This window comes from Thalassobius sp. Cn5-15, from assembly GCF_022347685.1.
Taxonomy (GTDB): domain Bacteria; phylum Pseudomonadota; class Alphaproteobacteria; order Rhodobacterales; family Rhodobacteraceae; genus Thalassobius.
This window is the reverse complement of sequence record NZ_JAKRGF010000001.1, coordinates 298443-324261: the sequence shown is the minus strand read 5'-3', so window position 1 is coordinate 324261 and position 25819 is coordinate 298443. Positions and strand designations below refer to the sequence as shown.

The 25819-nt window shown below is 58.4% G+C and carries 26 protein-coding genes and 2 tRNA genes; 8 read left to right on the top strand and 20 right to left on the bottom strand.

Going from position 1 to position 25819, the window contains the following annotated elements; genetic code table 11:
* Positions 1–155: 155 nt before the first annotated feature.
* From MHM86_RS01570 to pdxH, 4 genes are all read right to left on the bottom strand, one after another.
* Positions 156–232 (bottom strand) — tRNA-Pro (locus tag MHM86_RS01570).
* A gap of 107 nt (positions 233–339) precedes the next feature.
* Positions 340–852 carry a DUF192 domain-containing protein gene (locus MHM86_RS01565; protein WP_239195077.1) on the bottom strand — a complete coding sequence of 171 codons (513 nt, stop codon included), beginning with the start codon at positions 850–852 and terminating at the stop codon, positions 340–342.
* Positions 845–1372: a cold-shock protein gene (locus tag MHM86_RS01560; RefSeq protein WP_239195076.1), complete on the bottom strand. Its 528-nt coding sequence runs from the start codon at positions 1370–1372 to the stop codon at positions 845–847. Before MHM86_RS01560 ends, MHM86_RS01565 begins: the two co-directional genes overlap by 8 nt.
* Positions 1373–1492: 120 nt before the next feature.
* Positions 1493–2098, bottom strand: coding sequence for a pyridoxamine 5'-phosphate oxidase (gene pdxH / locus MHM86_RS01555; RefSeq protein ID WP_239195075.1), 606 nt, complete (start codon positions 2096–2098; stop codon positions 1493–1495).
* A 196-nt stretch (positions 2099–2294) separates the two neighbouring features.
* On the opposite strand from pdxH, the gene MHM86_RS01550 reads away from it, so the two are divergent.
* The 6 genes from MHM86_RS01550 to MHM86_RS01525 all read left to right on the top strand — a co-directional run bounded on the left by MHM86_RS01550 (position 2295) and on the right by MHM86_RS01525 (position 9382).
* Positions 2295–2909 (top strand): LysE family translocator, encoded by a 615-nt coding sequence (locus MHM86_RS01550; RefSeq protein ID WP_239195074.1) that lies wholly within the window; start codon positions 2295–2297, stop codon positions 2907–2909.
* A 506-nt stretch (positions 2910–3415) separates the two neighbouring features.
* On the top strand, positions 3416–3919 hold the full coding sequence (gene gpt, locus MHM86_RS01545; RefSeq protein WP_239195073.1) for a xanthine phosphoribosyltransferase: 504 nt from the start codon (positions 3416–3418) through the stop codon (positions 3917–3919).
* 194 nt (positions 3920–4113) lie between these two features.
* Positions 4114–5313 carry an aminotransferase gene (locus MHM86_RS01540; RefSeq protein ID WP_239195072.1) on the top strand — a complete coding sequence of 400 codons (1200 nt, stop codon included), beginning with the start codon at positions 4114–4116 and terminating at the stop codon, positions 5311–5313.
* A 72-nt stretch (positions 5314–5385) separates the two neighbouring features.
* A complete protein-coding gene (locus tag MHM86_RS01535) occupies positions 5386–7227 on the top strand; it encodes a peptidyl-prolyl cis-trans isomerase (protein ID WP_239195071.1) in 1842 nt (613 codons plus the stop codon).
* 25 nt (positions 7228–7252) lie between these two features.
* The gene (trpE, locus tag MHM86_RS01530) at positions 7253–8764 is read left to right on the top strand and encodes an anthranilate synthase component I (RefSeq protein WP_239195069.1); all 1512 of its coding nucleotides are present in this window, start codon (positions 7253–7255) and stop codon (positions 8762–8764) included.
* A gap of 72 nt (positions 8765–8836) precedes the next feature.
* Positions 8837–9382, top strand: coding sequence for a pseudouridine synthase (locus MHM86_RS01525; RefSeq protein WP_239195067.1), 546 nt, complete (start codon positions 8837–8839; stop codon positions 9380–9382).
* Here the strand turns inward: MHM86_RS01525 and MHM86_RS01520 are convergent.
* On the bottom strand, positions 9379–10929 hold the full coding sequence (locus MHM86_RS01520) for a helicase HerA-like domain-containing protein (protein WP_239195065.1): 1551 nt from the start codon (positions 10927–10929) through the stop codon (positions 9379–9381). The genes MHM86_RS01525 and MHM86_RS01520 overlap by 4 nt on opposite strands.
* Before the next feature lie 466 nt (positions 10930–11395).
* On the opposite strand from MHM86_RS01520, the gene MHM86_RS01515 reads away from it, so the two are divergent.
* Positions 11396–12040, top strand: a complete 645-nt coding sequence (locus MHM86_RS01515; RefSeq protein ID WP_239195063.1) for an invasion associated locus B family protein — start codon at positions 11396–11398, stop codon at positions 12038–12040.
* Positions 12041–12118: 78 nt separating this feature from the next.
* Here the strand turns inward: MHM86_RS01515 and MHM86_RS01510 are convergent, their stop codons facing one another.
* From MHM86_RS01510 to MHM86_RS01495, 4 genes are read right to left on the bottom strand one after another with little or no spacing between them, the layout of a single operon-like run.
* Entirely contained in the window at positions 12119–13327 is a 1209-nt protein-coding gene (locus MHM86_RS01510) for a beta-ketoacyl synthase (RefSeq protein ID WP_239196866.1), read from the bottom strand.
* Positions 13328–13335: 8 nt separating this feature from the next.
* The gene (locus MHM86_RS01505) at positions 13336–13596 is read right to left on the bottom strand and encodes an acyl carrier protein (protein WP_239195061.1); all 261 of its coding nucleotides are present in this window, start codon (positions 13594–13596) and stop codon (positions 13336–13338) included.
* Between the two features lie 33 nt (positions 13597–13629).
* Complete coding sequence (gene lpxD / locus MHM86_RS01500; protein ID WP_239195060.1) at positions 13630–14721, bottom strand: UDP-3-O-(3-hydroxymyristoyl)glucosamine N-acyltransferase; 1092 nt, start codon at positions 14719–14721, stop codon at positions 13630–13632.
* A 33-nt stretch (positions 14722–14754) separates the two neighbouring features.
* The gene (locus tag MHM86_RS01495; RefSeq protein WP_239195059.1) at positions 14755–16422 is read right to left on the bottom strand and encodes a murein L,D-transpeptidase; all 1668 of its coding nucleotides are present in this window, start codon (positions 16420–16422) and stop codon (positions 14755–14757) included.
* A 374-nt stretch (positions 16423–16796) separates the two neighbouring features.
* Here MHM86_RS01495 and MHM86_RS01490 point away from each other — a divergent pair, with 374 nt between their 5' ends.
* Positions 16797–17357: a DUF882 domain-containing protein gene (locus MHM86_RS01490; protein ID WP_239195058.1), complete on the top strand. Its 561-nt coding sequence runs from the start codon at positions 16797–16799 to the stop codon at positions 17355–17357.
* A gap of 94 nt (positions 17358–17451) precedes the next feature.
* Here MHM86_RS01490 and MHM86_RS01485 read toward each other — a convergent pair whose 3' ends face one another.
* The 11 genes from MHM86_RS01485 to MHM86_RS01435 form a co-directional block, all read right to left on the bottom strand.
* Positions 17452–17892: a hypothetical protein gene (locus MHM86_RS01485; protein WP_239195057.1), complete on the bottom strand. Its 441-nt coding sequence runs from the start codon at positions 17890–17892 to the stop codon at positions 17452–17454.
* 238 nt (positions 17893–18130) lie between these two features.
* Positions 18131–18207 (bottom strand) — tRNA-Arg (locus MHM86_RS01480).
* Between the two features lie 95 nt (positions 18208–18302).
* Positions 18303–19523, bottom strand: a complete 1221-nt coding sequence (locus MHM86_RS01475) for a cysteine desulfurase (RefSeq protein WP_239195056.1) — start codon at positions 19521–19523, stop codon at positions 18303–18305.
* A complete protein-coding gene (locus MHM86_RS01470; RefSeq protein WP_239195055.1) occupies positions 19523–20101 on the bottom strand; it encodes a Yip1 family protein in 579 nt (192 codons plus the stop codon). The genes MHM86_RS01475 and MHM86_RS01470 overlap by 1 nt, the downstream gene beginning before the upstream one ends.
* The gene (locus MHM86_RS01465; RefSeq protein WP_239195054.1) at positions 20098–20601 is read right to left on the bottom strand and encodes a YIP1 family protein; all 504 of its coding nucleotides are present in this window, start codon (positions 20599–20601) and stop codon (positions 20098–20100) included. Before MHM86_RS01465 ends, MHM86_RS01470 begins: the two co-directional genes overlap by 4 nt.
* Positions 20601–21884 carry a SufD family Fe-S cluster assembly protein gene (locus MHM86_RS01460; protein ID WP_239195052.1) on the bottom strand — a complete coding sequence of 428 codons (1284 nt, stop codon included), beginning with the start codon at positions 21882–21884 and terminating at the stop codon, positions 20601–20603. The genes MHM86_RS01465 and MHM86_RS01460 overlap by 1 nt, the downstream gene beginning before the upstream one ends.
* Positions 21884–22639 (bottom strand): Fe-S cluster assembly ATPase SufC, encoded by a 756-nt coding sequence (gene sufC / locus MHM86_RS01455; protein ID WP_239195050.1) that lies wholly within the window; start codon positions 22637–22639, stop codon positions 21884–21886. The genes MHM86_RS01460 and sufC overlap by 1 nt, the downstream gene beginning before the upstream one ends.
* Before the next feature lie 32 nt (positions 22640–22671).
* Positions 22672–22824, bottom strand: coding sequence for a hypothetical protein (locus tag MHM86_RS01450; RefSeq protein ID WP_239195048.1), 153 nt, complete (start codon positions 22822–22824; stop codon positions 22672–22674).
* 14 nt (positions 22825–22838) lie between these two features.
* Positions 22839–23153 (bottom strand): heavy metal-binding domain-containing protein, encoded by a 315-nt coding sequence (locus tag MHM86_RS01445; RefSeq protein ID WP_239195046.1) that lies wholly within the window; start codon positions 23151–23153, stop codon positions 22839–22841.
* A 59-nt stretch (positions 23154–23212) separates the two neighbouring features.
* Complete coding sequence (gene sufB, locus MHM86_RS01440; RefSeq protein ID WP_239195043.1) at positions 23213–24748, bottom strand: Fe-S cluster assembly protein SufB; 1536 nt, start codon at positions 24746–24748, stop codon at positions 23213–23215.
* Positions 24749–24773: 25 nt separating this feature from the next.
* Entirely contained in the window at positions 24774–25817 is a 1044-nt protein-coding gene (locus MHM86_RS01435; protein WP_239195041.1) for a cysteine desulfurase family protein, read from the bottom strand.
* Positions 25818–25819: the final 2 nt, after the last annotated feature.

Below are 25819 nucleotides of genomic sequence, written 5' to 3'. Positions count from 1 at the left end.
CGCGGATTTTGCAGGACTGATGGGGTGATTATTTATTGTGCAAAAAACACCCAGACGGCCGGTCAACCGCCCCAATTGATTCCGCATCAGATTCCGTAAAATCATCGCAAACACATGGCTGTGCGCCAGCTATTCGCTAATCATAGTGGAGGAAGTGGTCGGGGCGGCGAGATTCGAACTCACGACCCCCTGTACCCAAAACAGGTGCGCTACCAGACTGCGCTACGCCCCGGACCGTGGGTGCGGTCTAACGGCTGATGATCGGATTGAAAAGTCGAAAATGACATTTGGGCAGCAGTTTTCGCAGAAAACTGAAACGGCCAGACGGATCAGGCGCAATCACTGGCCCGCGTCGCAGGTCCATTGGGCGTTTTTGATCGAAGGATGGCGCATTTCAGCCCCCGCTTTCAGCCCCAGACGCGCTGCCTGACCTGCGTTCACCTCCAGAACAAACTGAATAGCATCACCGCCAGGAATCAGGGTTTCATCCAACGGCACCGCGTTTTCGTGGACATGCTGCACCACACCTTGCCCATCGGCGAAAATCAGATCCAGCGGCAGGTAGGTGTTGCGCATCCAGAAGACTGCGCGTTGTTCACGTTCATACACAAAAAGCATGCCAGCGCTTTGCGCCATCTCTTCGCGGAACATCAGGCCGCGCTCGCGCTCATGAGGTTCATCCGCCAATTCGATCTGATAGCGCACCTGTCCGAAATCACCGCGTAGGTCGATATGTCCCTCAGCGCAGCTCTCGGCCTGTGCGCGCGCGGCGCCCGCCAGCGCGATGCAGGCCGCACATAACGAAACGGCCGCTCCTTTCAGGAACGGCCGTATGATCCGCAGATCAGTCATCTTTCAGCGCCGCTTCCCAGGCGCAGACCTCAGTGGCCATCCGCCCGCGCTTACCATCAATGGCGCGCAGCCCCACGGCCTCTCCCGGTTGCAGATCGGCAAGGCCTGATCGGCGCAACACCTCAACATGCACAAACACGTCTTCGTCGCGACCAAAGATATTGGCAAAACCAAACCCTTTGCCTTTATCGAACCATTTCACCCGTGCGGGTTCCAGAGTGGCAGCTTGAATAACCGCAGGATCAATGTCCTCGAAATCCGCCAGCGTCGCACTTTCCTCAGCCGCAGGCGGTTCGATTAAAAAAACCTCAATCGCCTGAATGCCACGGTCCGTGTTTTGCACGTCCAATTCAATCTTCGCCCCATCCGCGACCGAGCTCTGCCCAAAATTTCGCAGCACATTGGCGTGCAGCAAAATATCGGGCCCTCCCTCATCGGCCACAACAAATCCGAATCCTTTGACCGGATCAAACCATTTCACCAAGCCGGTGACCCTACGGGCCCCTTCACGTTCAGTCATCACTGTTCCCGATACCTACATGATCGTCATCCCCACATCATTTCATGTGACACGTCCATCATTCTTGCAAGGCAAAAGTTGAAAACCTTTCAACTAATTGCATTTCGCGTCACGTGAAATTCATGGGCTGAGGCGTTGTATTGTCCAGTTTTTATTCATTGTTTCGCGCCGCCACACAAAGCGGTCATGCAGTCTAAATGCCCCATCCGCCCAGAACTCAATCTCAACCGGTGTGATTCTGAAACCTCCCCAAAAGGGGGGGCGGGTAGGATTTGGACCATGCTGGGCTGTAACTTTTGCAACCTCACCCATTAAGGTTGCGCGCGAATCCAATGGCTTAGACTGTTTAGACGCCCAGGCGCCCAACCTAGACTTCAGAGAGCGGGATTTGTAGTAGGCATCCGCCTGCGCACCATCTTCACGACTAACGATACCGCGCACGCGGATTTGTCGACGCAGCGACTTCCAATGCATCACAAAGGCGGCTTTACCTGCCTGCTCAATCTCTTCCGCCTTGGTGCTGTCGTAGTTTGTGTAGAAAACAAAGGCATCTGCCTCCACCTCCTTCAGCAGCACCATACGGGCATTGGGCAATCCGTCCTGATCCACCGTCGACAGGGCAATGGCGTTTGGATCATTGGGTTCGCTGGCCTCGGCTTCGGCCAGCCAGTCGCGTGCAATCTGGAACGGATCATCGCCCGCAAAAATCCCGCTTCGGTCTACCATATTCTGTCCTTTCCGGGTCCCTGCCCGTCTCAATAAACCTCTGCCCGCGCTTCTGGGGGTTGCGAGGTTTCGCAGCATCCCCTAAACGCCGCTTTGACCGCACATTTGGTAGTCCGCACAGCAAAGTCAAACACATGACGACATTCTGCGTCAAAAGCTACGGCCGCCGCAGAAGAAAAGTATAGGAAATCCTCATATGATGGACCTTGCTCTGAATCAGATCTGGTTGCTGATGGCATCGCAACTGGTGGCGCTGCTTAGCCCAGGTCCGGCAGTTATGTCGCTTATGCAGCAAAGCTTTGCCCACGGACGTGGTATCGGGCTGCGCTTCGGCGCGGGTCTGGCGCTGGCGGCGACGATCTGGGCCGGGTTTGCCTTTGCCGGACTTTCACTGATCTTTACCGCGCTGCCGTGGCTGTTTTCCGCAATGAAGCTGATCGGCGCGAGCTATCTGATCTGGATGGCGCTGCAAATCTGGCGCGGCGCGGACAGGCCGGTGGCTGATGTGTCATCGCGCAATGTGATGCATGGGTTCAGCGGCGGATTGTTAACCAATTTCGCCAATCCGAAAGCGGCGCTTTATTATTCAGCTGTTTTTGTCACCATCTTTCCTGATCCGCTGAGCTTCCGCAGTCAGGCAGCAATCCTTGGCGTGGTCTACGGGATAGAGATTATCGTTTACACCGGTTTCGTGTTGATCTTCACAACCCCGCAGGCGCGCGCCGCCTACCTCAGGGCAAAATCCGTGGTCGATCGCGTCTGCAGTGCGACCGTAGGTGTGTTGGGCGTGACACTTCTGATCAATCGCTGATCGCGCAAAAAGTGTGCATTGCGCCCCTGTCTCGCGCAGTATATCTGAAATGGCATTTAAAGACCAAGAAGAAGACCGAAATGCCGCGCCTCATTTCTGCTGCGATGCTTGCCTGCCTGTTTGGGGCCCCTGTTTGGGCCACACAAAGCGCGAGTACCCTCCCCTTTCAACCTTATCAAAGTGCACAATCCTACAGCTGTGGCAAAACCTGCAGCCGCGTCCGAAGCTGTCGCGATGCAGTCTATCAATGGTGCGTTTGCGGTTACGCCCGCGCCGATGGCGACAATGATGGCGTCCCGTGCGAAAATCACTGCGGCCAGAGCACCTCGGCCAGCCGTGCGCGTGTTCAGGAAATCAGGCAGGAATTTGGGTGCAGATGAACTACCGAAAGCGGTTTTTACACCGTAGAACCCGCTTTTCCTTGCGTTGCCCTGCAGGCCACGGTATCGCCCGTGGCTAATCACAAACAGCGGCGCAACCGCCCACCACTCCGTATGAGGGAAGCCATGACCGATCGTCTGCCACACGAAAAAGGGTTTCACATCAGCTGGGACCAGATCCACCGCGACAGCCGTGCACTGGCTTGGCGTCTGGACGGTCAGGGGCCTGATGATGGTGCGTGGCGTGGCATCGTTGCGATCACCCGTGGCGGTATGGCGCCGGCGATGATCATCGCACGCGAACTGGACATCCGCACCGTCGACACCATCAGCGTGAAATCCTACCACCATCAGGCCCAAGGCGTGGCCGAGGTGCTGAAAGCGCCGAGCGAAGACCTGATGGGCGACGGCGAAGGCATTCTGATCATCGACGATCTGGTGGACAGCGGCAAAACGCTGGAACTGGTGCGCCAGATGTATCCCAAGGCGCATTTCGCCACTGTCTACGCCAAACCCCAAGGCCGCCCGCAGGTCGAAACCTTCATCACCGAGGTCAGCCAGGACACCTGGATCTTCTTCCCCTGGGACATGGCACTGCAATACGTCGAACCCTACCGCGGCACCGATTGATCGCGACATTCACAAAAGGCGCCCCACCGGAGGCGCCTTTTTCTTTGCGCTGTTCTGAACTGCAACGCCTATAGCGATCGCAAAAACAGCGCCCTCCTCCGTCCTTACCTCACATTACCCACACCGTGGTTTTTCCATCTTGCTCCCGCCCCTTAACTGAATATCCTCGCTCTTGCACAGATGAGGACAGACAGATGAGCACCGCGCGCACCACCACCACCTTTGCCCCCCCCGTGATGGAGGCGCGGCGTTGGCTGGATGGCGTGATATTTCCTGACAGCCGCCCGCTGATCAATGTCTCACAGGCCGCACCCGTTGATCCCCCGCCGCCCGCGCTGCGACAAGCGATTGCAGACACCGCACTGAACCTGCCAGAGGCGCATCTATATGGCCCTGACCTTGGCCTGCCGGAATTACGCGCTGAATTGGCACGATCCGTCAGCAAGACCTACAAAGGACAGGTCAGCGCAGATCAGGTCGCCATCACCTCTGGCTGCAATCAGGCCTTTTGTGCCGCGATCATTTCTCTATGTGCCGAAGGGGATGAGGTAATCCTGCCAACCCCATGGTATTTCAATCATCAAATGTGGCTCGATATGCAGGGCGTGGCCACAGTGCCCCTTGCTTGCGGTGACGGGATGCTGCCCGATGTGGCTGAGGCCGCAGCCAAGATCACTGACCGCACCCGGGCCATTGTCCTGGTCAGCCCGAACAACCCCTGTGGTGTAGAATATCCCGCTGATCTGATCGCAGCCTTCCGCGATCTGGCGCGCGACCATGATCTGGCATTGATCATTGATGAAACCTATCGCGATTTCCACGCACAGACAGGTGCGCCGCATGGGCTGTTTGAGGAAAGCGATTGGCAGAGCACGGTGATCCAGCTCTATTCCTTCTCCAAATCCTACCGCCTGACCGGTCACCGTGTTGGGGCAGTCGTCGCCAGCCCCGCACGCTTGGCCGAAATGGAAAAGTTTATCGACACCGTCACCATCTGCCCCAACCAACTGGCCCAACACGCGGCCCTTTGGGGCATGCAGAACCTTGGCGATTGGCTGGCAGGCGAGCGCCTTGAAATCCTCGACCGGCGCGCTGCGATTGAGGATGGCTTTGGTGTGCTGGCGACCCAAGGGTGGAAGCTCCTCGGCTGCGGGGCCTATTTTGCCTATATGGAACATCCCTTCGCCATCGCGTCTGACGCGCTTGCGAAACAGATGGTGCGCGACATTGGCGTTCTGGCCCTGCCCGGAACCATGTTCATGCCCAAAGACGACCCCGCAGGCGCCCGACAGCTGCGCATTGCCTTTGCCAATGTGGACCGCACCGGCATTGCAACGCTGTTTCAGCGCCTTGCATCACTGGCAGACCTTGCGGCGCTGCGGGCTTCGGCCTAAACATTCGCGAACAGCTAAATTTGCGCCGTGGGCCAGACCCTGCGGCGGCTGACGATATATTGAGGACTGAACATGGCCAGCGGCAAGACTTCCAAAACCTTCATGTGGGGCATCATGGGCCTGTTGATCGTGGGGCTTGGCGGCTTTGGCGCCACCAACCTGTCGGGCAATATCACCCGCGTGGGATCGGTCGGCGATGAAGATATCGACGTCAACGATTACGCCCGCGCCCTGCAACAGGACATCCGCGCGATCGAGGCACAGGCCGGTTCCGCGATGCCGTTCAATCAGGTCCTCTCTGCCGGTATCGACCGTGCGGTTCTGGCCCGTTTGGTGGGTCAGGCATCGCTGGACAATGAAGCAGCGAAACTGGGCCTGTCGATCGGTGATGAGACATTGAGCAAACAGATCCTCGCCATTCCCACCTTCCAGAGCGCGAATGGTTTTGACCGCGACAGCTATCGCTTTGCGCTGCAACAGGCGGGCCTGTCTGAAATCGAGTTTGAAGGCCAGATGCGCGCCGACACCGTGCGCGCACTGCTGCAAGGCGCGGTTGTCACCGGCACGCCAATGCCTTCGACCTATGCCAACACACTGATCAACTACGCGGGTGAACGCCGCGATTTCACTTGGGCGCTGCTCAACACCACGCACCTCAGCGCGCAGATCGCCGCACCGACAGAGGCGCAGCTGACCGCGTTTCACAGCGAAAACGTCGATCAGTTCACCACCCCCGCCAAGAAGCGCCTGACCTACATCTGGCTGTCGCCTGATGACCTGGTGGCTGGCATCGAGGTGGATGAGGCCCAGATCAAATCTCTTTATGAAGAGCGGATTGATCAATACCTCGTCCCTGAGCGCCGTCTGGTCGAACGCCTGATCTATTCCGATGCTGCCAGCGCCGAAGCTGCGCGTGCAGCGCTTGATGCGGGCGAAAAAAACTTTGAAACACTGGTGGCCGACCGTGGTCTGGATCTGGCCGATGTGGATCTGGGCGATGCCACAGCCGCCAGCCTTGGCAGCGCGGCTGAGGAGGTCTTTGCCGCACCGGGCACGGGCGTTGTGGGACCGGTGGAAACCTCGCTTGGCCCGGCGCTGTTCCGCATAAACGGCATTCTTCTGGGGTCAGAGACCACGCTGGAACAGGCGCGTGACGAATTGCACGCCGATCTGGCAGCCGGGGCTGCCCGCCGCCAGATCGAACGTGTATCCGAAGACATCGACAACCTTTTGGCTGGTGGCGCGACGCTAGAAGAGCTGGACGGTGAAGGCGGCGCAAAATTGGCCAGCATCGACTGGCATGACGCCAGCGAAGAACCAATCGCAGGCTATGGCGCCTTCCGCGAGGCCGCAACGTCGGTGACGGCCAGCGACTATCCCGAAATCATCCGCCTGGACGATGGCGGCATTGTCGCCCTGCGCTTTGACGAAAATGTCGCCGCCGCCGTGCAACCGCTGGACAGTGTGCGTGCCGAAGCGACCGCCGCATGGCGGTCCGCGCAAACCGCCAAGGCGCTTTCCGCCAAGGCCGAGGAGTTGCTAGAGCAAGTGAAATCCGGCACCGGCATGGACGAATTGGGGCTGACCGCACGCGCGGAAACGGACATTATGCGCTCTGACTTCATCACAGATGCCCCTGAGGCGCTGATCAACCAGGTCTTTGCGATGACTGCCGGGGATGCGGCTGTGGTGGCGGACGCAGATGGTACTGTAAGCATTGTCAGCCTTGGGGCGGTGAACGGCCCCGATCTGGACAACGCCGAAGTGGTCGGTTTCCGCAACATTCTGGCGCAGCAGGGCGATGCGGGTCTGTCTGATGACCTCTACGCCGCTTATGCGCGCGCTATTCAGGACGCTGCTGGCATCTATCTGGATCAGACCGCAATCAATGCGGTTCATGCAAACTTCCGCTAAGCGGGATCGCAAAGGAAAACGAACGGTGGATCTTATTCCCTCCTATGATGATTTCGCCCGTGCCTATGAGGCCGGTGAAAATCAGGTTGTTTACGCGCGTCTTGCCGCAGACCTCGACACGCCGGTGTCGTTGATGTTGAAGATGACGGGCGCACAGAAAGACGCCTTTGTACTGGAATCTGTGACCGGCGGCGAGGTGCGAGGGCGCTTTTCGATCGTCGGCATGAAACCTGATGTGATCTGGCGCTGTCATGGCGAACAATCGCAGATCAACCGCACCGCTCGTTTCGACGGCGAAGCGTTTGAGGATCAGACCGGTAACCCGCTGGACAATCTGCGCGCGCTGATTGCCGAGAGCAAGATTGACCTGCCCGACGATCTGCCTGCCGCTGCCGCAGGCCTGTTCGGGTATCTGGGCTATGACACCATCCGTCTGGTCGAACATCTGCCCGACGTGAATCCTGATCCTCTGGGCGTGCCCGATGCGGTGATGATGCGCCCGTCGGTGGTCGCGGTGCTGGACGGGGTCAAAGGCGACGTCACCGTTGTGTCCCCTGTCTGGACCAATGAAGGTCAATCCGCCCGCGCGGCCTATGCGCAGGCGGCAGAACGGGTGATGGATGCCGTTCGTGATATGGAACGCGCCATGCCACAGGCCAGCCGCGATCTGGGTGAGGCGGATGAGGTTGCACCGCCGCAGTCAAACTTTGCCAAAGACGCTTATCTGGCCGCCGTTGAAAAGGCCAAGGACTATATCCGCGCCGGTGACATCTTTCAGGTGGTGCCCAGCCAGCGCTGGACGCAGGACTTCACCCTGCCGCCTTTCGCGCTTTACCGTTCACTGCGCCGGACCAATCCGTCGCCTTTCATGTTTTATTTCAACTTCGGCGGCTTTCAGGTGATTGGCGCCAGCCCGGAAATTCTGGTGCGCGTCTTTGACAACGAGGTTACCATTCGCCCCATCGCCGGCACTCGCCCCCGTGGTGCTACACCGGCAGAAGATAAGGCGCTGGAGGCCGATCTGCTGGCCGATCAGAAAGAGCTGGCGGAGCATCTGATGCTGCTGGATCTGGGCCGCAACGACGTGGGAAGGGTGGCGAAAATCGGCACTGTGAAACCCACAGAGGAGTTTATCATCGAACGCTACAGCCATGTGATGCATATTGTGTCCAACGTGGTGGGTGAATTGGATGAGGGCAAGGATGCGGTTGATGCCTACTTCGCCGGTATGCCGGCAGGCACTGTGTCCGGCGCGCCGAAAGTGCGTGCGATGCAGATCATCGATGAGTTGGAACCGGAAAAGCGCGGCATTTATGGCGGTGGCCTCGGCTATTTCAGTGCTGGAGGCGACATGGACATGTGCATCGCCCTGCGTACAGCAATTGTGAAGGATCAGAAACTTTACATTCAGGCCGGTGGCGGCGTGGTTTATGACAGTGATCCTGAAGCAGAGTTTATGGAAACCGTGCATAAATCCAACGCCATCCGTCGTGCTGCGGCGGACGCGGCGCGCTTCACCAGATCCGGCAACACCTGATCCCCGCACAGGGTGCCGCCATCGCGGCATACCTCCGGCGGGCGTATTTTGGAACATTGAAAGGGGCGCGGCGTGACGCGGGTGATCCTGTTTAACAAGCCCTTTGATGTGCTGTCGCAGTTCACGGATCGTGGCAGCGAAGGCAGCAAGCGTGCGACTTTGTCTGATTTCATCAACGTGCCGCAGGTCTATCCGGCAGGGCGTCTGGATCGCGACAGCGAAGGCCTGATGGTGCTGACCGACAATGGCAAGCTGCAAGCGAAGATTTCCAATCCCCGCCACAAGATGTCCAAGACCTACTGGGCGCAGGTTGAGGGAAACATCACCGATGAAGCGCTAGCGCGTCTGGCCAAGGGGATAGAGTTGAAGGACGGCATGACCCGCCCAGCCCGTGCTGAACGGCTGAGAGCACCAGACGTCTGGGAACGTGTACCGCCCATCCGAGTGCGCAAGAGCATTCCTGACAGCTGGCTGCAATTGACGATTTCCGAAGGACGCAATCGCCAGGTCCGCCGAATGACCGCCGCAGCGGGGTTTCCAACGTTGCGACTGATCCGCGTACGCATCGGTGATTGGCATCTGGGGCAGTTGCAGCCGGGTGAGTGGCGGGACGCCTAACGTCCCTTAAACAACCCACCAAGAATGCCACGCACCAACCGGCGCCCCGTGGTGCCGCGCAGCTCTTTCACCAGTGCTTTGCCAAGAGCGCTGCCGATGGTGTCGCCCTGCGCCCTGCTGCGGGTCACGCGGGCCGAGGAACGGCCCACACGCGATCCGCTGTAGCGCCGCGCGGAGCGATATGCGCGTTCAGCCACCTCAGCCTGTTCTTCTTTCTCTTCAGCTTGTTCTGCCGCAAGAGCCGCCTGTTCGGCGCGTTTCGTCAATATCTCATATGCGCTCTCACGGTCTTGGGCCATGTCGTATTTTCCTGCAAGCGCAGAGGCCGCCATAAGCCCTGCCCTCTCTGCCTTGGTGATTGGTCCCAATTGTGAGGATGGCGGACGGATCAGGGTGCGTTCGACCATGCCCGGCACCCCTTTCTTGGCCAGAAAAGACGTTACCGCCTCCCCCACACCGACCTCACGGATTGCGTCCTCTGTGTCAAAACGGGGGTTGTCGCGGTAGGTTTCAGCCGCCATGCGCAATGCTTTGCGGTCCCGTGCGGTAAAGGCGCGCAGCGCGTGTTGTACGCGGTTGCCCAGCTGCCCCAGAATATCCTCTGGCACGTCATCAGGGTTTTGGGTGACGAAATAGACGCCAACGCCCTTGGACCGGATCAGGCGCGCCACCTGTTCCACCTTGTCAACCAATGCTTTAGGGGCATCCTCAAACAGCAGGTGGGCCTCATCAAAGAAGAAAACCAGCCTGGGTTTATCGGGATCGCCCACCTCTGGCAGGGTCTCAAACAGCTCTGACAACAGCCACAGCAAGAAGGTCGCATAAAGACGCGGTGATCCCATCAGTTGATCCGCGGCCAGAATATTGATCTGCCCGCGCCCGTCAGGGTCACAGCGCATCAGATCGCCCAGATCCAGCGCAGGTTCACCAAAGAGCTGCGTTGCCCCCTGATTTTCCAAGACCAGCAGCCGCCGCTGAATCGCCCCGATCGAGGCGGTAGCGATATTGCCGTAGCGCAGCGCCACATCGGCGCGGTTTTCACCCAGCCAGACCAGCATCGCCTGCAGATCCTTCAGGTCCAACAGTGCTAGCCCCTGTTCATCGGCGATACGGAAGGCAATGTTCAGCACACCTTCCTGCGCTTCACTCAACTCCAACAAACGCGACAGCAAAAGTGGCCCCATATCGGCGACCGTAGTGCGCACTGGATGGCCCTGCTGGCCAAACATATCCCAGAAGGTGACGGGGAAACCCGCGTAGGAGTACCCCTGAAACCCGATTTTCGCCGCGCGATCGCTAAAGGCCTGATGCAGTTTGAAATCCGCACGCCCGGCTTTGGCAAGACCGGCCAGATCGCCCTTCACATCCGCCATGAACACCGGCACGCCGGCGGCCGAGAACCCTTCGGCCATGATCTGCAGGGTCACGGTTTTGCCGGTGCCGGTAGCGCCTGCGATCAGCCCGTGGCGGTTTGCGTATTTCAACGACAGAAATTGTTGTTCACCGTAGTTCTCACCACCGCCACCGATAAAGAGTTTCTGATCCACCTGAGGCCCCTGTCATCTGCGCACTGCACATGCGTGCGGTGCATAAGGAATTCATTAAGTTTGTCGCGCTATAGTGGCCTTATCCATCCGCCATGTCCATCGCGGGTGGATGACTTCCTCCCTGTCAGACTGGCCGCCCTGTAAAATACAGGGCGGCACCTTTTTTCAAAAAAATATGACGGGAACTGTTGACCCGAACAGGCAAACATCCTAGCGTCCCTTTAATGACTAAGTCGGCCAGTCCGACGGGGAGCAAAAATTGAATTAGGGGCCGCTTATGGCCCCTTTTTCTTTATTTATTTTCAAATTGTTACCCGGCATCGCTCATCAACCACATCACCTGACTGTGAACATCAGCGGCGGGTTTTCGCTGTTGCCCGACGGCCTGCCAATATTACATGCTTACGAAGGCCGAAGGCCCATGTTACACGGGCTATGGATAAGCAAAAAACGGGTTGATACCTCCATGAACAAGTTGTCGAAATCCCTCTCATTGATCGCCGCGCTCACCTGTGGTGCAGCGGCTTTCGCACAGGACGCCACGACCGACGCCAGCAGTGCAGATACTGCGGCGGAGGCGACGCAACCCAATACCGATTCCACCCCCGCTCCCGACGCGCAACAAGGCGCCGGCCTGAACACTGGCACTCCGACACAGCCGCAGTCCTATATCCGCGAAGAAAGCGGCGACTGGCAGCTGGAATGCTACCGCACCGGTCAGGAACAAGAGCCATGCCAGCTGCTGCAGCCGCTGTATGGTGCCGAAGGCAATCAGGTCGCCAACATGCGCATCTTCCGTCTGCCTCCGGGTGGTCAGGCTGTCGCTGGTGCACTGGTCGCAGTGCCGCTGGAAACCCTGCTGACGGCGCAGCTGACTATCCTTGTCGATGCCAATGTGCCACAGCGTTACCCGTTCTCTGTCTGTGACCCGCAGGGCTGCTACGCCCGTATCGGCCTGACCCAACAGGACATTGACGCCTACAAGCGCGGTGCCAGCGCGATTGTCTCACTGGTGCCTTTCGTCGCGCCCGATCAGCGCGTTGACCTGAAAATGTCACTTAGCGGTTTCACCGCCGGCTACGACAAAGTAACGGCAACACTGCAGCGCTAAGGCCAGCACAGTTGCAAAAGAAAGGCCGCGTTGGGATGTCTCCAACGCGGCCTTTTTATTTCGAACACTGCGTGTCGATCAGGCGCGTTTCAGCGCCAGAACCGCGTTCAGCCCGCCAAAGGCAAAGGCATTGGACAGCACATAGTCTACCTGCGCCTCCCGCGCTTCATTCGGGACCACATCCAGCGCGCACTCGGGATCAGCCTCCTCATAGCCAATGGTGGGGGCAATCACCCCGTCGCGCAGCGCCATGATACAGGCCAGCAACTCGACCGCGCCGGTGCCGCCGATAAGGTGGCCGTGCATCGCTTTGGTCGACGAAATCATCAACTGATCCGCATGCGCCCCGAATACATCAGCCACTGCAGCACATTCCGTTTTGTCATTCGCCGCCGTGCCGGTGCCATGGGCGTTGATATAGCCAACCTGATCGGCGTTGATGCCCGCATCCCGCAAGGCCCCGGAAATCGCCCGCGCCGCGCCCTGTTTGGACGGCATGACGATATCACTGGCGTCAGAGGACATGGCAAACCCCGCCACCTCTGCCAGAATGTCAGCGCCGCGCGCTTTGGCATGTTCGTATTCCTCAAACACAAAAATCGCCGCGCCTTCGCCTTGTACCATACCATTACGGTTGGCACTGAACGGGCGGCAGGCGTCCTTTGACATCACGCGCAGACCTTCCCAGGCCTTCACACCGCCAAAACACAGCATAGATTCAGAACCGCCGGTCACCATCGCCTTGGACATCCCAGAGCGCACCATGTTAAAGGCCTGCGCCATTGCATGGTTCGAACTGGCACACGCGGTGGCCACGGTGAAACTGGGACCTTTGAGGTTAAACTCCATCGACACATGGCTGGCGGCGGCGTTGTTCATCAATTTCGGCACCACGAACGGGTGCACGCGATTTTTTCCGTCCTCATAAACCGTGCGGTAATTGGCATCGAGTGTGGTCATCCCGCCGCCCGAATTGCCAAGGATCACACCGGAGGTGGCCGCCAGATCACCGGAAAACACCAAACCCGACTGCGCCAGCGCCTCGCGCGCGGCGATCAGAGTGAATTGGGTGAACCGGTCATAAAGCGCCAGTTGTTGACGGTTAAACCGTGTTTCAGAGTCATAGCCTTTGACCTGTCCGCCGATCTTGATCGCCAGACGGTCAACATCCTGAAACTCCAACTCGCCAATGCCACAACGGCCTTCGCTCATGGCTTCCAGCGTGGCAGGCACAGAGGCGCCAAGCGCATTGATCGTGCCTGCACCAGTGATCACAACACGGTTCATTGCGCGGGTCATTTCTTTTGCTCAACCACCAGCTGTTCGATCCCTTTGATGATCGAGGCGACAGAGGAGATGTCAAAATCGCTCTGCTCCGGCTCGTTTGCGTTGAACGGCACCGAAATATCAAAGGCCTCTTCGATGGCGAAGATGCTTTCCACGAGGCCGAGACTGTCGATTCCCAGATCTTCCAGCGTGCTGTCTTCGGACACGTCGGATGGTTCCAGAACGGCCTGCTCGGCGATGATGGCGATTACCTGTTCCTTGATGCTCATGCTCAAGTCCCCTTCCCTCTCACTGAGGATGATTTAGTCATTCCCGTCCGCATTTAAAACCGCTTTCTTCAACGCGGCCACATCGCGGAACAATCGGGGCAAGCGGCGCAGGCCCTTGTAGGCTTCGACATGTGTCTCCATCTTCATCGCCGGATAGCCCAGCATGACACGCCCCGCAGGCACATTGGCCAGCACCTTGGTGGCACCGCCAGTGATCACGTGGTCGCCGATAAAGATGTTGTCGCTGACCCCGGTTTGACCGCCTAACACCACATTGTGACCGATACGTGTCGATCCGGCGATACCGACCTGCGCGCAGATCAATGTGTCATTACCGACCTCAACATTGTGACCGATCTGGGCGAGGTTGTCGATTTTCACCCCATTGCCGACGCGGGTATCGCGCACGGTGCCGCAGTCGATACAGGCGTTGGCACCGATTTCGACGTCGTCACCGACACTGACAGAGCCGAGGGAGTGGATCCGCGCATAGCTTTGCGCCTTGGCCTCACCCGCGTCGCCCAAGGTGTCACGCATCTGTTCGACGTTTGACACCTCTGGCGTCACGAAGGAAAACCCATCGCCGCCAACCGTCGCACCGGGCTGAGCAATGAAGCGGTCACCGATGGTCACACGCGCACCGATTTTCACGCCCTCGCGCAGGAAGCAGCCCTGCCCCAGCGAGGCATCCGCGCCGATGAAACACTGCGGGCCGATAACAGACCCATCGCCGATCACCGCACCGGCAGAGATAACCGCCAGCGGGCCAATGGTGACGTCGGCGCCCAGTTTGGCACGGACATCGACAATGGCCGAAGGGTGGATGCCTGCAGCATATCCCTGCCCTGCGTCCATCATCGCCGACAGCCCCGCCATCGCAAAGCGCGGGCGCGGTGCAACAATGGCAGCCTTAAGTCCCAGCGCCTGCCAATCAGCCCCCGCCCACAGCATCGCCACCTGCGCCTGACCGTCAGGCAGCCCTTTGGCAAAGGCAGGTTTCATCGCCAGCGCAAGATCAGACGCCCCCGCCATCGCAGGCTCCGCCACACCGGTGATGGAAATAGAAACATCGCCAAAGGCCTCCGCCCCCAGCGATGCTGCAATGTCTTTGACTGTAATGCTCATGTCCTGCCCTCGGATAACCGTTGGGCAAGAGACTTAACTTTGAATGGCGCCCAGTTCCACCCCTGCCGACTGCAAAGCGTTCCAGATTTGCGCATCGCGGCCATAGGTGTCGCGGCGATAGTTGGCACGACCTTTGGCAGGCACCACAGCGGTACGATAAACAATATGCACCGGAACGTGCTGTTCCAGATCCACGTGGCTTTCGCGGCCGGTGTCCAGATAGCGGTGGAACACCTTTTTCGGTTCGCTCGATTGTTTGGCCAGCAGCGCATAGCCAAACTCAAACGGTTGCGCCAGACGGATACAGCCGTGGCTGTAGGCCCGTGTTTCACGCGCAAACAGCGCCTTTTGCGGCGTGTCGTGCAGGTAAATGTTGTGGCGGTTCGGGAACATAAACTTCACCAGACCCAACGCGTTACGGCTGGAGGGGGGCTGTTTGATGTTAAACGGGAAACTGCGCGCGGTGTATTTGGTAAAGTCCGCACCGTTGCGGCTGACAACACGACCAGACGCATCGACCAGACGCAGATGCGCCACCGCATTGGGGTTACGTTGCAGCTGCGGCAGATATTCTTTCACCGCGATAGACCGGGGCACGTTCCAGGTGGGGTTGATCACCATATGCTCCATCTCATCGCTGAACTCGGGGCTGCGACGGTCGGAATCGCGGGCACCGATGACGGAACGGGTCTCGAAGGTAACCTTGCCGTTATCCATGATCTTGGCGGTGTAATCCGTGAGGTTTACCCAGACGTGACGTTCGCCACGTTCAAAGTTGGTCCAGCGTTCCCGCTCCATCGCAACCAGCACCGACTGCAGACGCTTTTCTGCAGAGACATTCAACTCTTTCAAGGTGGTGGCACCGGCAACGCCATCCTGTTCCAGACCGTGGTCGGCCTGAAACTGCTGTACCGCCGCCTGAATGCGGCTGTCATAGCTGCGGGAAGCAGACCGGTTCAAATACCCCAGCGCAATCAGGCGGTCACGCAGTTTGACAACCGATGCGCCCTTATCACCCGGCTCCAGCTTCTTGCCGGGCACGGTCGCACCCCAACCGCCACGTTCGATCACCGCTTGCAGGCGCAACATCTCTTTGCGCAAGCGCGGATATTGCGGTGTGTTCGGTGCGAGCGCGTTCATCACCGCGCGTGGCTTGCCGTCAAGGAGATCTGCCATATACGCCGCCCCGTCACGGCTGAGCGGTTTGCGCACGATCTCTTTGTTGACCTTCTGCGGTTCCAGCACGCCGTATTCCACATCGCGGGCATAGGCCAGATATGCCTTGGACAGGGCCACATCCACCAAGCCCAGATCGCGCGGCGTCTGTGCTGCGCGCATCTTCGCAATCAAACCATCCACGTCATACCGCGCCTGAGGTAAGCCATGGCTGGCCACATTCGCCAGCGTTGCCAGCAGCGCCTGACGACGGGCCAGATGCGCGTCGCCTTCACCGGTCCACACGGCAGAAAAGCCATTTTCGCGATAAAACCGCGCCAGTTCGCGATCGTCAGAGGCACCTTCGGCCACCGCCTGTTTGAAGGCCGTCACCTGCGCTTGCGCCGCAACAGGCGCCTGAAACGCGAAAAATGAGGCAGCAACGACACCCGCGAATAGGTGTGTTAGTCGACGAGGCCGCCGCGAAACGACAGAATTCGACGAAGAGTCAAAAGTCAGAAAATCAAAACGGTGTCCGGAAAACATGCGCGCGTCTTTCTTTACTAATTCACTTTATCTAAGGCCGTCCTTGGCCTGTTTTCGCGACACTGTCCATTCACAAATCATAAAAACATGCGTTTAACACCACTCTAGCTGTCGCTGTTGCGGCAGGGTTGCAGTGTGGTCAAAAAATTGGCCGTGTCCCGTTTTTTCCCAGCATAAACGCTCTTACTGGCAAATGCCGTTCACAAAAATTTGCGCAAAAAACCGCCGAAAACCGTTTGTCAAAACTAAAGCGGTCAAATGCGGCTTGGTGGAACGAAACTTGTATGTAATATGGCACCTGCATCTGGGGATGAGATGGCAGGTTCCGCGTAACATCGCGGGCAACACAGGTAAGCGACAGGACGGGCGCTAACATGACCAATATTACTTTGACGCGGCGGGCGCTCCTCGGCGCGTTTGCGGCAACCACAGTAACCGCAGCACCAACTTTCTCCAAGGCCGCAGGGTTCCTGCGCGGCTCCGGTGATATTCGCCGCATCCGCATGTACTCTGGCCGGACTGGCGAGAACCTTGATATGATCTACTGGATCGAAGGCGACTACATCAAAGACGCGCTAAAAGAAGTGAACCACTTCATGCGCGACTGGCGTACCAATGATGTGATCAACATCGACCGCCGCAACATTGATATTATGGCCGCCGCTCACAACCTCATGGATGTGAATGAACCCTACATGCTGCTGTCGGGCTACCGCTCGCCGCGCACCAACGCGATGCTGCGATCGAAATCCGGCGGCGTTGCGAAGAACTCGCTCCATATGAAGGGTCAGGCTGCTGACCTGCGCCTGCAGTCGCGCTCCGTCGCGCAGATGGCCAAGGCGGCCGCTGTGTGCCGCGCGGGCGGTGTTGGGCGTTATTCGCGTTCGAACTTCGTACACATGGATTGCGGCACTGTGCGCACTTGGGGTCGGTAAACGACGCCCGACACACTACTTACCGCCATCCAGACCTGTAAAACCCGCCTCATCCCGGCGGGTTTTCTTTTGGCCTGTGGTTACAGGCTATTGGCTACAGGCTGTAAAACACTGACCTTTCCGCCGCCTGAAGCGATGCCAGATCAACATGCAAAAAGGTCGCGCAGTCTTTCCGCAGAGCCGATGTCATACACACCAAATCAGGATGCAGGTTCCAACGCCCAGTGCAGGCCCGCCCGACCTGTTGCGCCGGTAACGTAGGCGCGTAATACGCCAACAGCAGCGGATGCGGTTCTGTGATGGTGCGCGAGGCGGCACACTCCGTCACCCGGGCATTGAGGCTGATCAGGTCCTCGCGGTTCAATGCGTGGGACGTCACACCTGACAGGTCAACATAAAAGCGCACGCAATGACTGCATTCCGTATTGCGCTCCAGTTCGTCATAAACCTTGTCCACATCCGCCGCGATATGGTGGCCTGTATAGCGCACCAGAACGGTGTCGAGGTCATGGGCGATGTAAAATAAAGCAGCCACTTCAATGTCCGAATATGGAACAAATACGCACTAAACCCAGACTAAAATTCCCGCCACAGGACCAGTCAGGCACGGCGTTTTTACCATATCTATGCGTATCTTAGTCAAGAGAGATGCGGAATATGAATAGTAAAAATGTGATACCAAAAGCATGAATATATCGCTTAACGCTATAGCATCTAAACTAAGGTTTACCTGAGGTGGGAAAGCCGCGGAGATATTCAAGAACAGAAGGAAATGGCGCACCCATCAGGATTCGAACCTGAGGCCTCTGCCTTCGGAGGGCAGCGCTCTATCCAGCTGAGCTATGGGTGCCTGAAGTCTGATTACCGCAAGGCAAATCAGGGTGCAATCGGTAACGCGGTCCGGCGGCAGGTTTTTTTGCCGCCGGATCAGAAGGGTGTTCAGGCTTAACCGAACAGGTCGTTCGCCAGTTCCAGCGCATCGACCAACGTGTCGATCTCTGCACGGGTGTTATACATCGCAAAAGAGGCGCGGCAGGTGGCGGAGACCCCCAAATGTTCCATCAACGGACCAGCGCAATGATGACCCGCACGCACAGCAACGCCCTTTTTGTCCAGAATGGTGGAGATGTCATGCGCATGCGCTGCCCCCGCCATGGTGAAGGAGAAGATCGCCGCCTTACCCTGCGCCCTGCCCTGCAGGTGCAACCAGTTCAGACCGCTGAGGCGTTCACTGGCATAGGATGCCAAATCCGCCTCATGCGCGGCAATCGCCTCCATACCCACATCCATCATGTAGTCCAGCGCAACGCCCAGACCGATGGTCTGCACGATGCCGGGGGTTCCAGCCTCAAACTTCATCGGCGGATCGTTGTAGATCACCGCCTCTTTGGAGACCTCTTTGATCATGTCGCCACCGCCGAGGAAGGGGCGCATTTCGGCCATGCGTTCCTTCTTTACATAGATCGCGCCGGACCCTGATGGGCCGTAAAGCTTGTGACCGGTGATGGCGTAGAAATCACAGCCGATGTCCTCGACGTTGACGGGCATATGCACTGCGCCTTGCGAGCCATCGACGAGCACTGGCACGCCCTTGGCGCGCGCGCCGTCGCAGATTGCCTTAACGTCCACCACAGTGCCCAAAACGTTGGAACATTGGGTGACGGCGATCAGCTTCGTCTTGGGCGTGATGGCATCCAGCACCTTCTGCGGATCCAGATTGCCTGAAGCGTCGGTGTCCACCCATTTGATCACCACACCCTGACGTTCGCGCAGGAAATGCCACGGCACGATGTTGGCGTGGTGTTCCATGACGGACAGGATGATCTCATCCCCGGCCTGCATCCGTGGCATCGCCCAGCCGTAGGCGACCATGTTGATGCCCTCGGTGGTGCCGGAGTTGAGGACAATCTCATCCTCATCACGCACCCCCAGAAAACGGGCGATGATGCCGCGCACACCCTCATACTTCTCTGTTGCTAGATTAGAAAGATAGTGCAAGCCACGGTGAACATTGGAATATTCTTCAGCGTAAGCCTTGGTGATTGCGTCAATCACCACCTGCGGTTTCTGAGCCGAGGCGCCGTTGTCCAGATAGGTCAGCGGTTTGCCGTTCACCTCACGCGACAGGATCGGGAAGTCGGCACGGATTTTTGTGACATCGTACATCAGACAGGTCCTACAGGAGAAAAGCCGGTCAGAACCAGCAGGAAAGACAGCGCGAAGGCAGCGCCGAAATGGCCAAGCAACATCAGAGTGAAGCTACGCCCGAGAGAGTTAAACTGATGTGCCGCATTCAGGAAACACATCAGCATCCAGAAGAAATAGATCGAAAATGCCAAACTGACCAGCGACGCCACCCCCCCCAAGACCAGCCCCAGAAAGCTGAGCGCGGTCAGAACAATCAACTGCAGCGCCTGCAGCCAGGTCACCACAACCAGGCTGGTGCGCAGATCGCCACGTCCGCCCATCATCCGGCCGATCCAGTCAAAGAGCAGTACCAGCGCCGCAAACATACCGCCAGTCGCCAGCGCATAGCCGACAGGGTTGTTGGTGATCTGAGGCAGGATGCCAAGCGGCGACTGAAACGACAGGAACAGCCCATAGATCACCGCGTTTGACACAATCACCAACCCCAGAACCAGCCCCCAGACCTGCATATTCAACGGCAGGGCCAAGACCTTGGGGGCCGCTGCGCGCGGGTTGCGCAGCGACTCGATCAACAGTTTCTTAATCACGTCAATCACTGTGACGCCTCCCCGCCTTTCTGACCCCAGTGAATTTTCATCAGACCACCTAGCCAGAACCATGCAAACACGCCAAGCCATAGCGCCCCCACAGCATCCTGTGCTGCAGACGGCCCGATAAAGCCCGAAACCATCCCGTGCAGCAACACCAATGGGCTGGAGGCGAGGAGCGCCCAGAACAACGCCAAACGAGAGCCAAAGGCACTGGCCTTGCCACGGGCAGCACGCGCCACCAGATGCACAATCCACGCCATCACGTACAGAAACAGCGGCATCATGAACACCCACGCCAGCAGCGTGGAGCCAAGGAGCATGTTCAGCTCTTCGCCGCTCAGATGAGCCTCACGGGCCAAACGCGGCCATTGGGCCACGAACACAATAAAGCACCCGGCCATCGCAACGGCCAAGGCGCGGTCTTCGCGTTCCCCCATCGCCAGACGCCGGGCCAATACTCGGCCCGGCCCCCGGTAGGTGGCCACGATATCGCGGGTTACAGACATCAGGCGCGACGACGCTCCAGCCAGCCTTGCAGGCGTGCAGTGATTTCATCACGCAGCTCTTCGGCTTCGATCTCTTCCACCGCTTCGGCGAGGAAGGCCAGAACCAACAGGTCCGTTGCCTGATCCGTCGGCACACCACGCGATTGCAGATAAAACAGCGCTGTTTCATCAATTGCACCGGTGGTGGAGCCATGCGAACAAGCCACGTCGTCGGCGTAAATTTCCAGCTCGGGCTTGGCGAGGAACTGGCTGTCATCGTCCAAGAGCATCGACTGGCTGATCTGATAACCGTCTGTTTTCTGCGCGCCTTCCTTTACCAGGATCTTGCCCTGAAACACGCCGGTTGCACCGTTGCGCAGCACCTTTTTGAACACCTGACGGCTTTCGCAGCGCAGGGCGTCATGGGTGATGAACACGGTGTCGTCGTGGTGGAAATCCTTGCCGTCGCCCATGCAGGCACCCGCGACATGCGCGATGGCATCATCGCCGGTCAGCTCGATCACGCATTCGTTGCGAGTCATGACACCGTTTGCGGTCAGGGTGAAGGATTTGAACGCGCTTTCAGTGCCCAGACGGGTAAAGATATGCGTTGCCGCACGACGTTCATGATCACGGCCCTGCGCCCGCACGTGGTTGAAGCTGGCGTTATCAGCCACCTCAACCTCCAGCACGGTGTTCAGGCGCGCCGCGCCTGCACCGTTTTCGAGCAGAGTCAGCGATGCGCCCTCTTCCAACTTCACCACGTGGTGTAGCGTCGCGTCCGAGGTTTCGGCGCGGTGGTAGTAGCTGATGTTCACAGGACGCGCGACCGCGGCGGTGACGCGGATCAGCACACCATCGGTGGCAAAGGCGCTGTTCAATGCGGCCAGCGGACGTTCAACGGGGGTTTGGCCGTTGGTTTCCAGCCGACCGTACAGATCCTTGGCCCAGTGAATGTCCGGCGCATCGGCCAAACGGGTGATTTCCAGACCTTCGCCTGTCAGATCATCACTGGCATCGGCGTCAAACGCACCATCAACGAAGACAACGTGCAGCGCATCAATGCCGTCAAACACCGGTGCCTCTGCGCCGTCAAACAGCGCGGCGGGCACGGGATCAGCCTGCACCAGCGTGTCAGGACGGGTGTATTTCCAGTATTCATCGCGGCGCGACGGCAGGCCCATCGCCCGCACACGCGCCAGCGCGGTTTCACGCGCCTCAACCAGCCACGCGGGGCCCGCAGGCAGCGACAGCGCATTCAGGCGTGCGTCAGTTGCGTCCAGTTTGGTTTGCGGCAGCGCCATTATGCCACCTCCGCCAGAATGTCGGCGTAGCCGTTTTTCTCAACTTCCAGCGCCAGCTCGGGGCCGCCGGTTTTGACGATACGACCGTTGGCCAGAATGTGAACAACATCGGGTTTAATGTGGTCCAGCAGGCGCTGGTAATGGGTGATCACAAGGAAGGAACGACCTTCGGCACGCAGGGCGTTCACGCCTTCGGCCACCAGTTTCATCGCATCCACATCAAGGCCAGAGTCGGTTTCGTCCAAGATGCACATCTTGGGTTCCAGCATGGCCATCTGCAGAATCTCGTTCCGCTTCTTCTCACCCCCCGAAAAGCCGACGTTCACCGGACGCTTTAGCATGTCGGCGTCGATCTTCAGGGTTTTGGCTTTCTCGCGGACCACCTTCAGGAACTCGGTCGAGGACATTTCTTCCTCGCCGCGCGCTTTGCGCTGAGCGTTCACAGCGGTGCGCAGGAAGGTCATGTTGCCTACGCCGGGAATTTCCACCGGGTATTGGAACGCCAGAAACAGGCCAGCGGCAGCGCGCTCTTCGGGTTCCAGATCCAGAATGTCTTCGCCGTCCAGCAGAGCTTCACCACCGGTGACCTCATAGCCGTCTTTGCCCGACAGCACATAGGACAGGGTGGATTTACCCGACCCGTTCGGGCCCATGATCGCGTGCACCTTGCCAGTTTCGACGGTCAGGTCCAGACCTTTGATGATCTGCTTGTCTTCTTCTTCAAGTTTGACCTGCAGGTTTTTGATTTCCAACATTTTCTATTCCTCGTATCGCCTCGCGCAGGCGGTTATTTTCTGATGATCATTTGGGCCACAACAGACCCAAGAAAGCCGCTGACGAAACTGGTCGCCAGAATTTGTGAGTTGTTGAGCATGGGGGCAATCTGGCTGACGAAAAACGCAAAACCAGAACAGAACAGCCCGGTGGTGGTTGCAGACAAGAGGCCCCGCAGCATCAGTCCAGCACCACTGCTGTGCCAGACGCCGAGACCATCATCATCGACTCGCCCACCACTTCGTAGTCGAGGTCAACGCCGATGACGGCATTGGCGCCTTTGACCGCCGCGCGCTCTTCCAGCTCGCGCAGGGCCGTGTCGCGGGCATCCTGCAGCTTGCTTTCATAGGCGCCGGACCGGCCACCGACGATATCGGTGATGCCCGCAAAGAAATCCCGCACGATGTTGGCGCCGACGATCGCCTCACCCACAACGATGCCGCGGTATTCGGCAACCTTGCGTCCTTCGATCGAGTTTGTGGTTGTGACGATCATCTGCGTCCCCTTTTCGTTTGCACGATTTCCTTGCGCTGGTTCAGACCCCCAAGGGTTCTTTACCCCACGGACCCTTCCAGAGAGATGGCAACCAGTTGCTGGGCTTCCATTGCGAACTCCATCGGCAGGGCTTGCAGCACTTCCTTACAGAAGCCGTTTACAACCAGCGCCACGGCCTCTTCTTCGTCCATGCCACGCTGGCGGCAGTAGAACAGCTGTTCGTCATCCACCTTCGAGGTGGTTGCTTCGTGTTCCACACGGGCCGAGTTGTTCTTGACCTCAATATACGGAACCGTATGGGCGCCGCATTTGTCGCCGATCAGCAGGCTGTCACACTGGGTGTAGTTGCGGCCATCCTTGGCTTTGGGGTGCATCGACACCAGACCACGGTAGGTGTTCTGCGCCTTACCGGCCGAGATGCCTTTGGACACGATCCGCGACTTGGTGTTTTTGCCCAAGTGCACCATTTTCGTGCCAGTGTCGGCCTGCTGCATGTTGTTGGCAATCGCGATCGAGTAGAACTCGCCCTGGCTGTCGTCACCACGCAGGATGCAGGAGGGATATTTCCACGTCACAGCAGACCCGGTTTCTACCTGCGTCCACATCACCTTGGAGCGGGCGCCACGGCAGTCGGCGCGTTTGGTGACGAAGTTGTAGATGCCGCCCTTGCCGTTTTCATCACCGGGGTACCAGTTCTGAACGGTAGAATATTTCACTTCGGCGTCTTCTTCGACGATGATTTCCACCACAGCGGCGTGCAGCTGTGCGGTGTCACGCTGGGGCGCGGTGCAGCCTTCCAGATAGGACACATAGCTGCCCTTGTCTGCGATGATCAGGGTGCGTTCAAACTGACCGGTGTTTTCCGCGTTAATACGGAAGTAGGTGGACAGCTCCATTGGACACCGTACGCCCGGCGGGATGTAGACGAACGACCCGTCCGAGAACACGGCAGTGTTCAGCGTCGCGTAGAAGTTATCCGTCATCGGCACCACGGTGCCGAGGTATTTCTTGACCAACTCAGGGTGCTTTTTGATCGCCTCGGAGATGGAGCAGAAGATAACGCCTGCCTTTTCCAGTTCCGCCTGAAAGGTGGTGCCGACAGAAACGGAGTCAAACACCGCGTCCACCGCAACCTTGCGGCCCTCAGACGGCGCATCCTCAGCACCTTCAACACCGGCAAGGATCATCTGTTCCTTCAGCGGGATACCCAGCTTGGAATAGGTTTCCAAGAGTTTGGGGTCCACATCATCCAGCGACTTGGGCTTTTCTTCCATGGATTTTGGGCGGGCATAGTAATACTGATCCTGAAAGTCGATTTCAGGGTAGTTCACCATCGCCCAGTCAGGTTCATCCATCTGGCCCCAACGCTCGAACGCCTGCAGACGCCATTCGGTCATCCATTCGGGTTCGTCGTTCTTTTCCGAGATCAATTTAACGATGTCGGTATTCAGCCCTTTGGGGGCATATTCCATCTCGATCTCGGTTTCCCAACCGTACTTATAGGCGCCGCCCACTTCGCGTACGGCATCTACGGTTTCCTGATCGACACCTTCCTTGACCTGATCCATCCCGTTGGGATTATCCAAAGCAGCCATGTCTATTCTCCTGTTCGCGTCCCTATCACGCCGCGCGGGCGTGGAATTTCTGTTGTTTTTGCAGCCAAGCCTTCGCAAAGCGCAAAACGTCATCCCCTGTCGTCTCCAGCCCCAGCGATACACGGATCGCGGAACTGGCGACGTCTTCGCCATATCCCATGGCGGTCAAAACCTTGCTGGCGCGCACCTTGCCAGAGCTGCAGGCCGATCCTGCGCTGATGGCAAAGCCTGCCAGATCCATCTGCATCACCTGCGTTTCGCCCTTCCATCCGGGCGTGGCGAAACAGCTGGTATTGGGGAGGCGCTCACCACCCTGTCCCACAAAAATAGTATCAGGTGCGGCGGCTGCAATGGTCGCTTCCAGCAAATCACGCAGGCGCGCAACCTCCTCCCATTTGCCGCCTGCCAGATCATGCGCCGCCGCCTCTGCTGCAGCGCCGAAACCCGCGATGCCGATCAGATTTTCAGTGCCGGCACGACGGCCCATTTCCTGTCCGCCGCCTTTCAGTTGTGCAGACACATCGGTGCCGCGTTTGATCACCAGCGCACCGATGCCCTTGGGGCCACCCAACTTGTGCGCTGAAATGATCGCAGCTGTTGCACCGGACCAGTTGAACGCCAGCGCCACTTTGCCGAAGGCCTGCGTCATATCCGACATTGCCAGCCCGTCAGGCAGGGATTGCAAAACGCCGGTTTCAGAATTCGCCAGTTGCAACACGGTATTGGCAGGATCTGTCACGGTCGCAACACCGGTCTGATCCACCGTCAGATCTGGCGTGATCCACGACGCCACTGCATCATGTTCCAGATCAGACCCGACAAACCCACGCCCGGCGCAAAACAGTGCCGCCGCCTCGGTCGCCGAAGAGGTAAAGATAACATCCGCCCCATCCGCCCCAAGGGCCGATGCCACCTGCGCCCGCGCTTTTTCCACCAGCGATTTGGCAGCACGGCCTTCCCCATGCACAGAAGACGGATTGCCGAATGTGTCCATCGCGGCAATCATCGCTTCGCGCGCCTCTGCACGCAGCGGGGTGGTAGCATTATGGTCCAGATAGGTGCGCATCACGC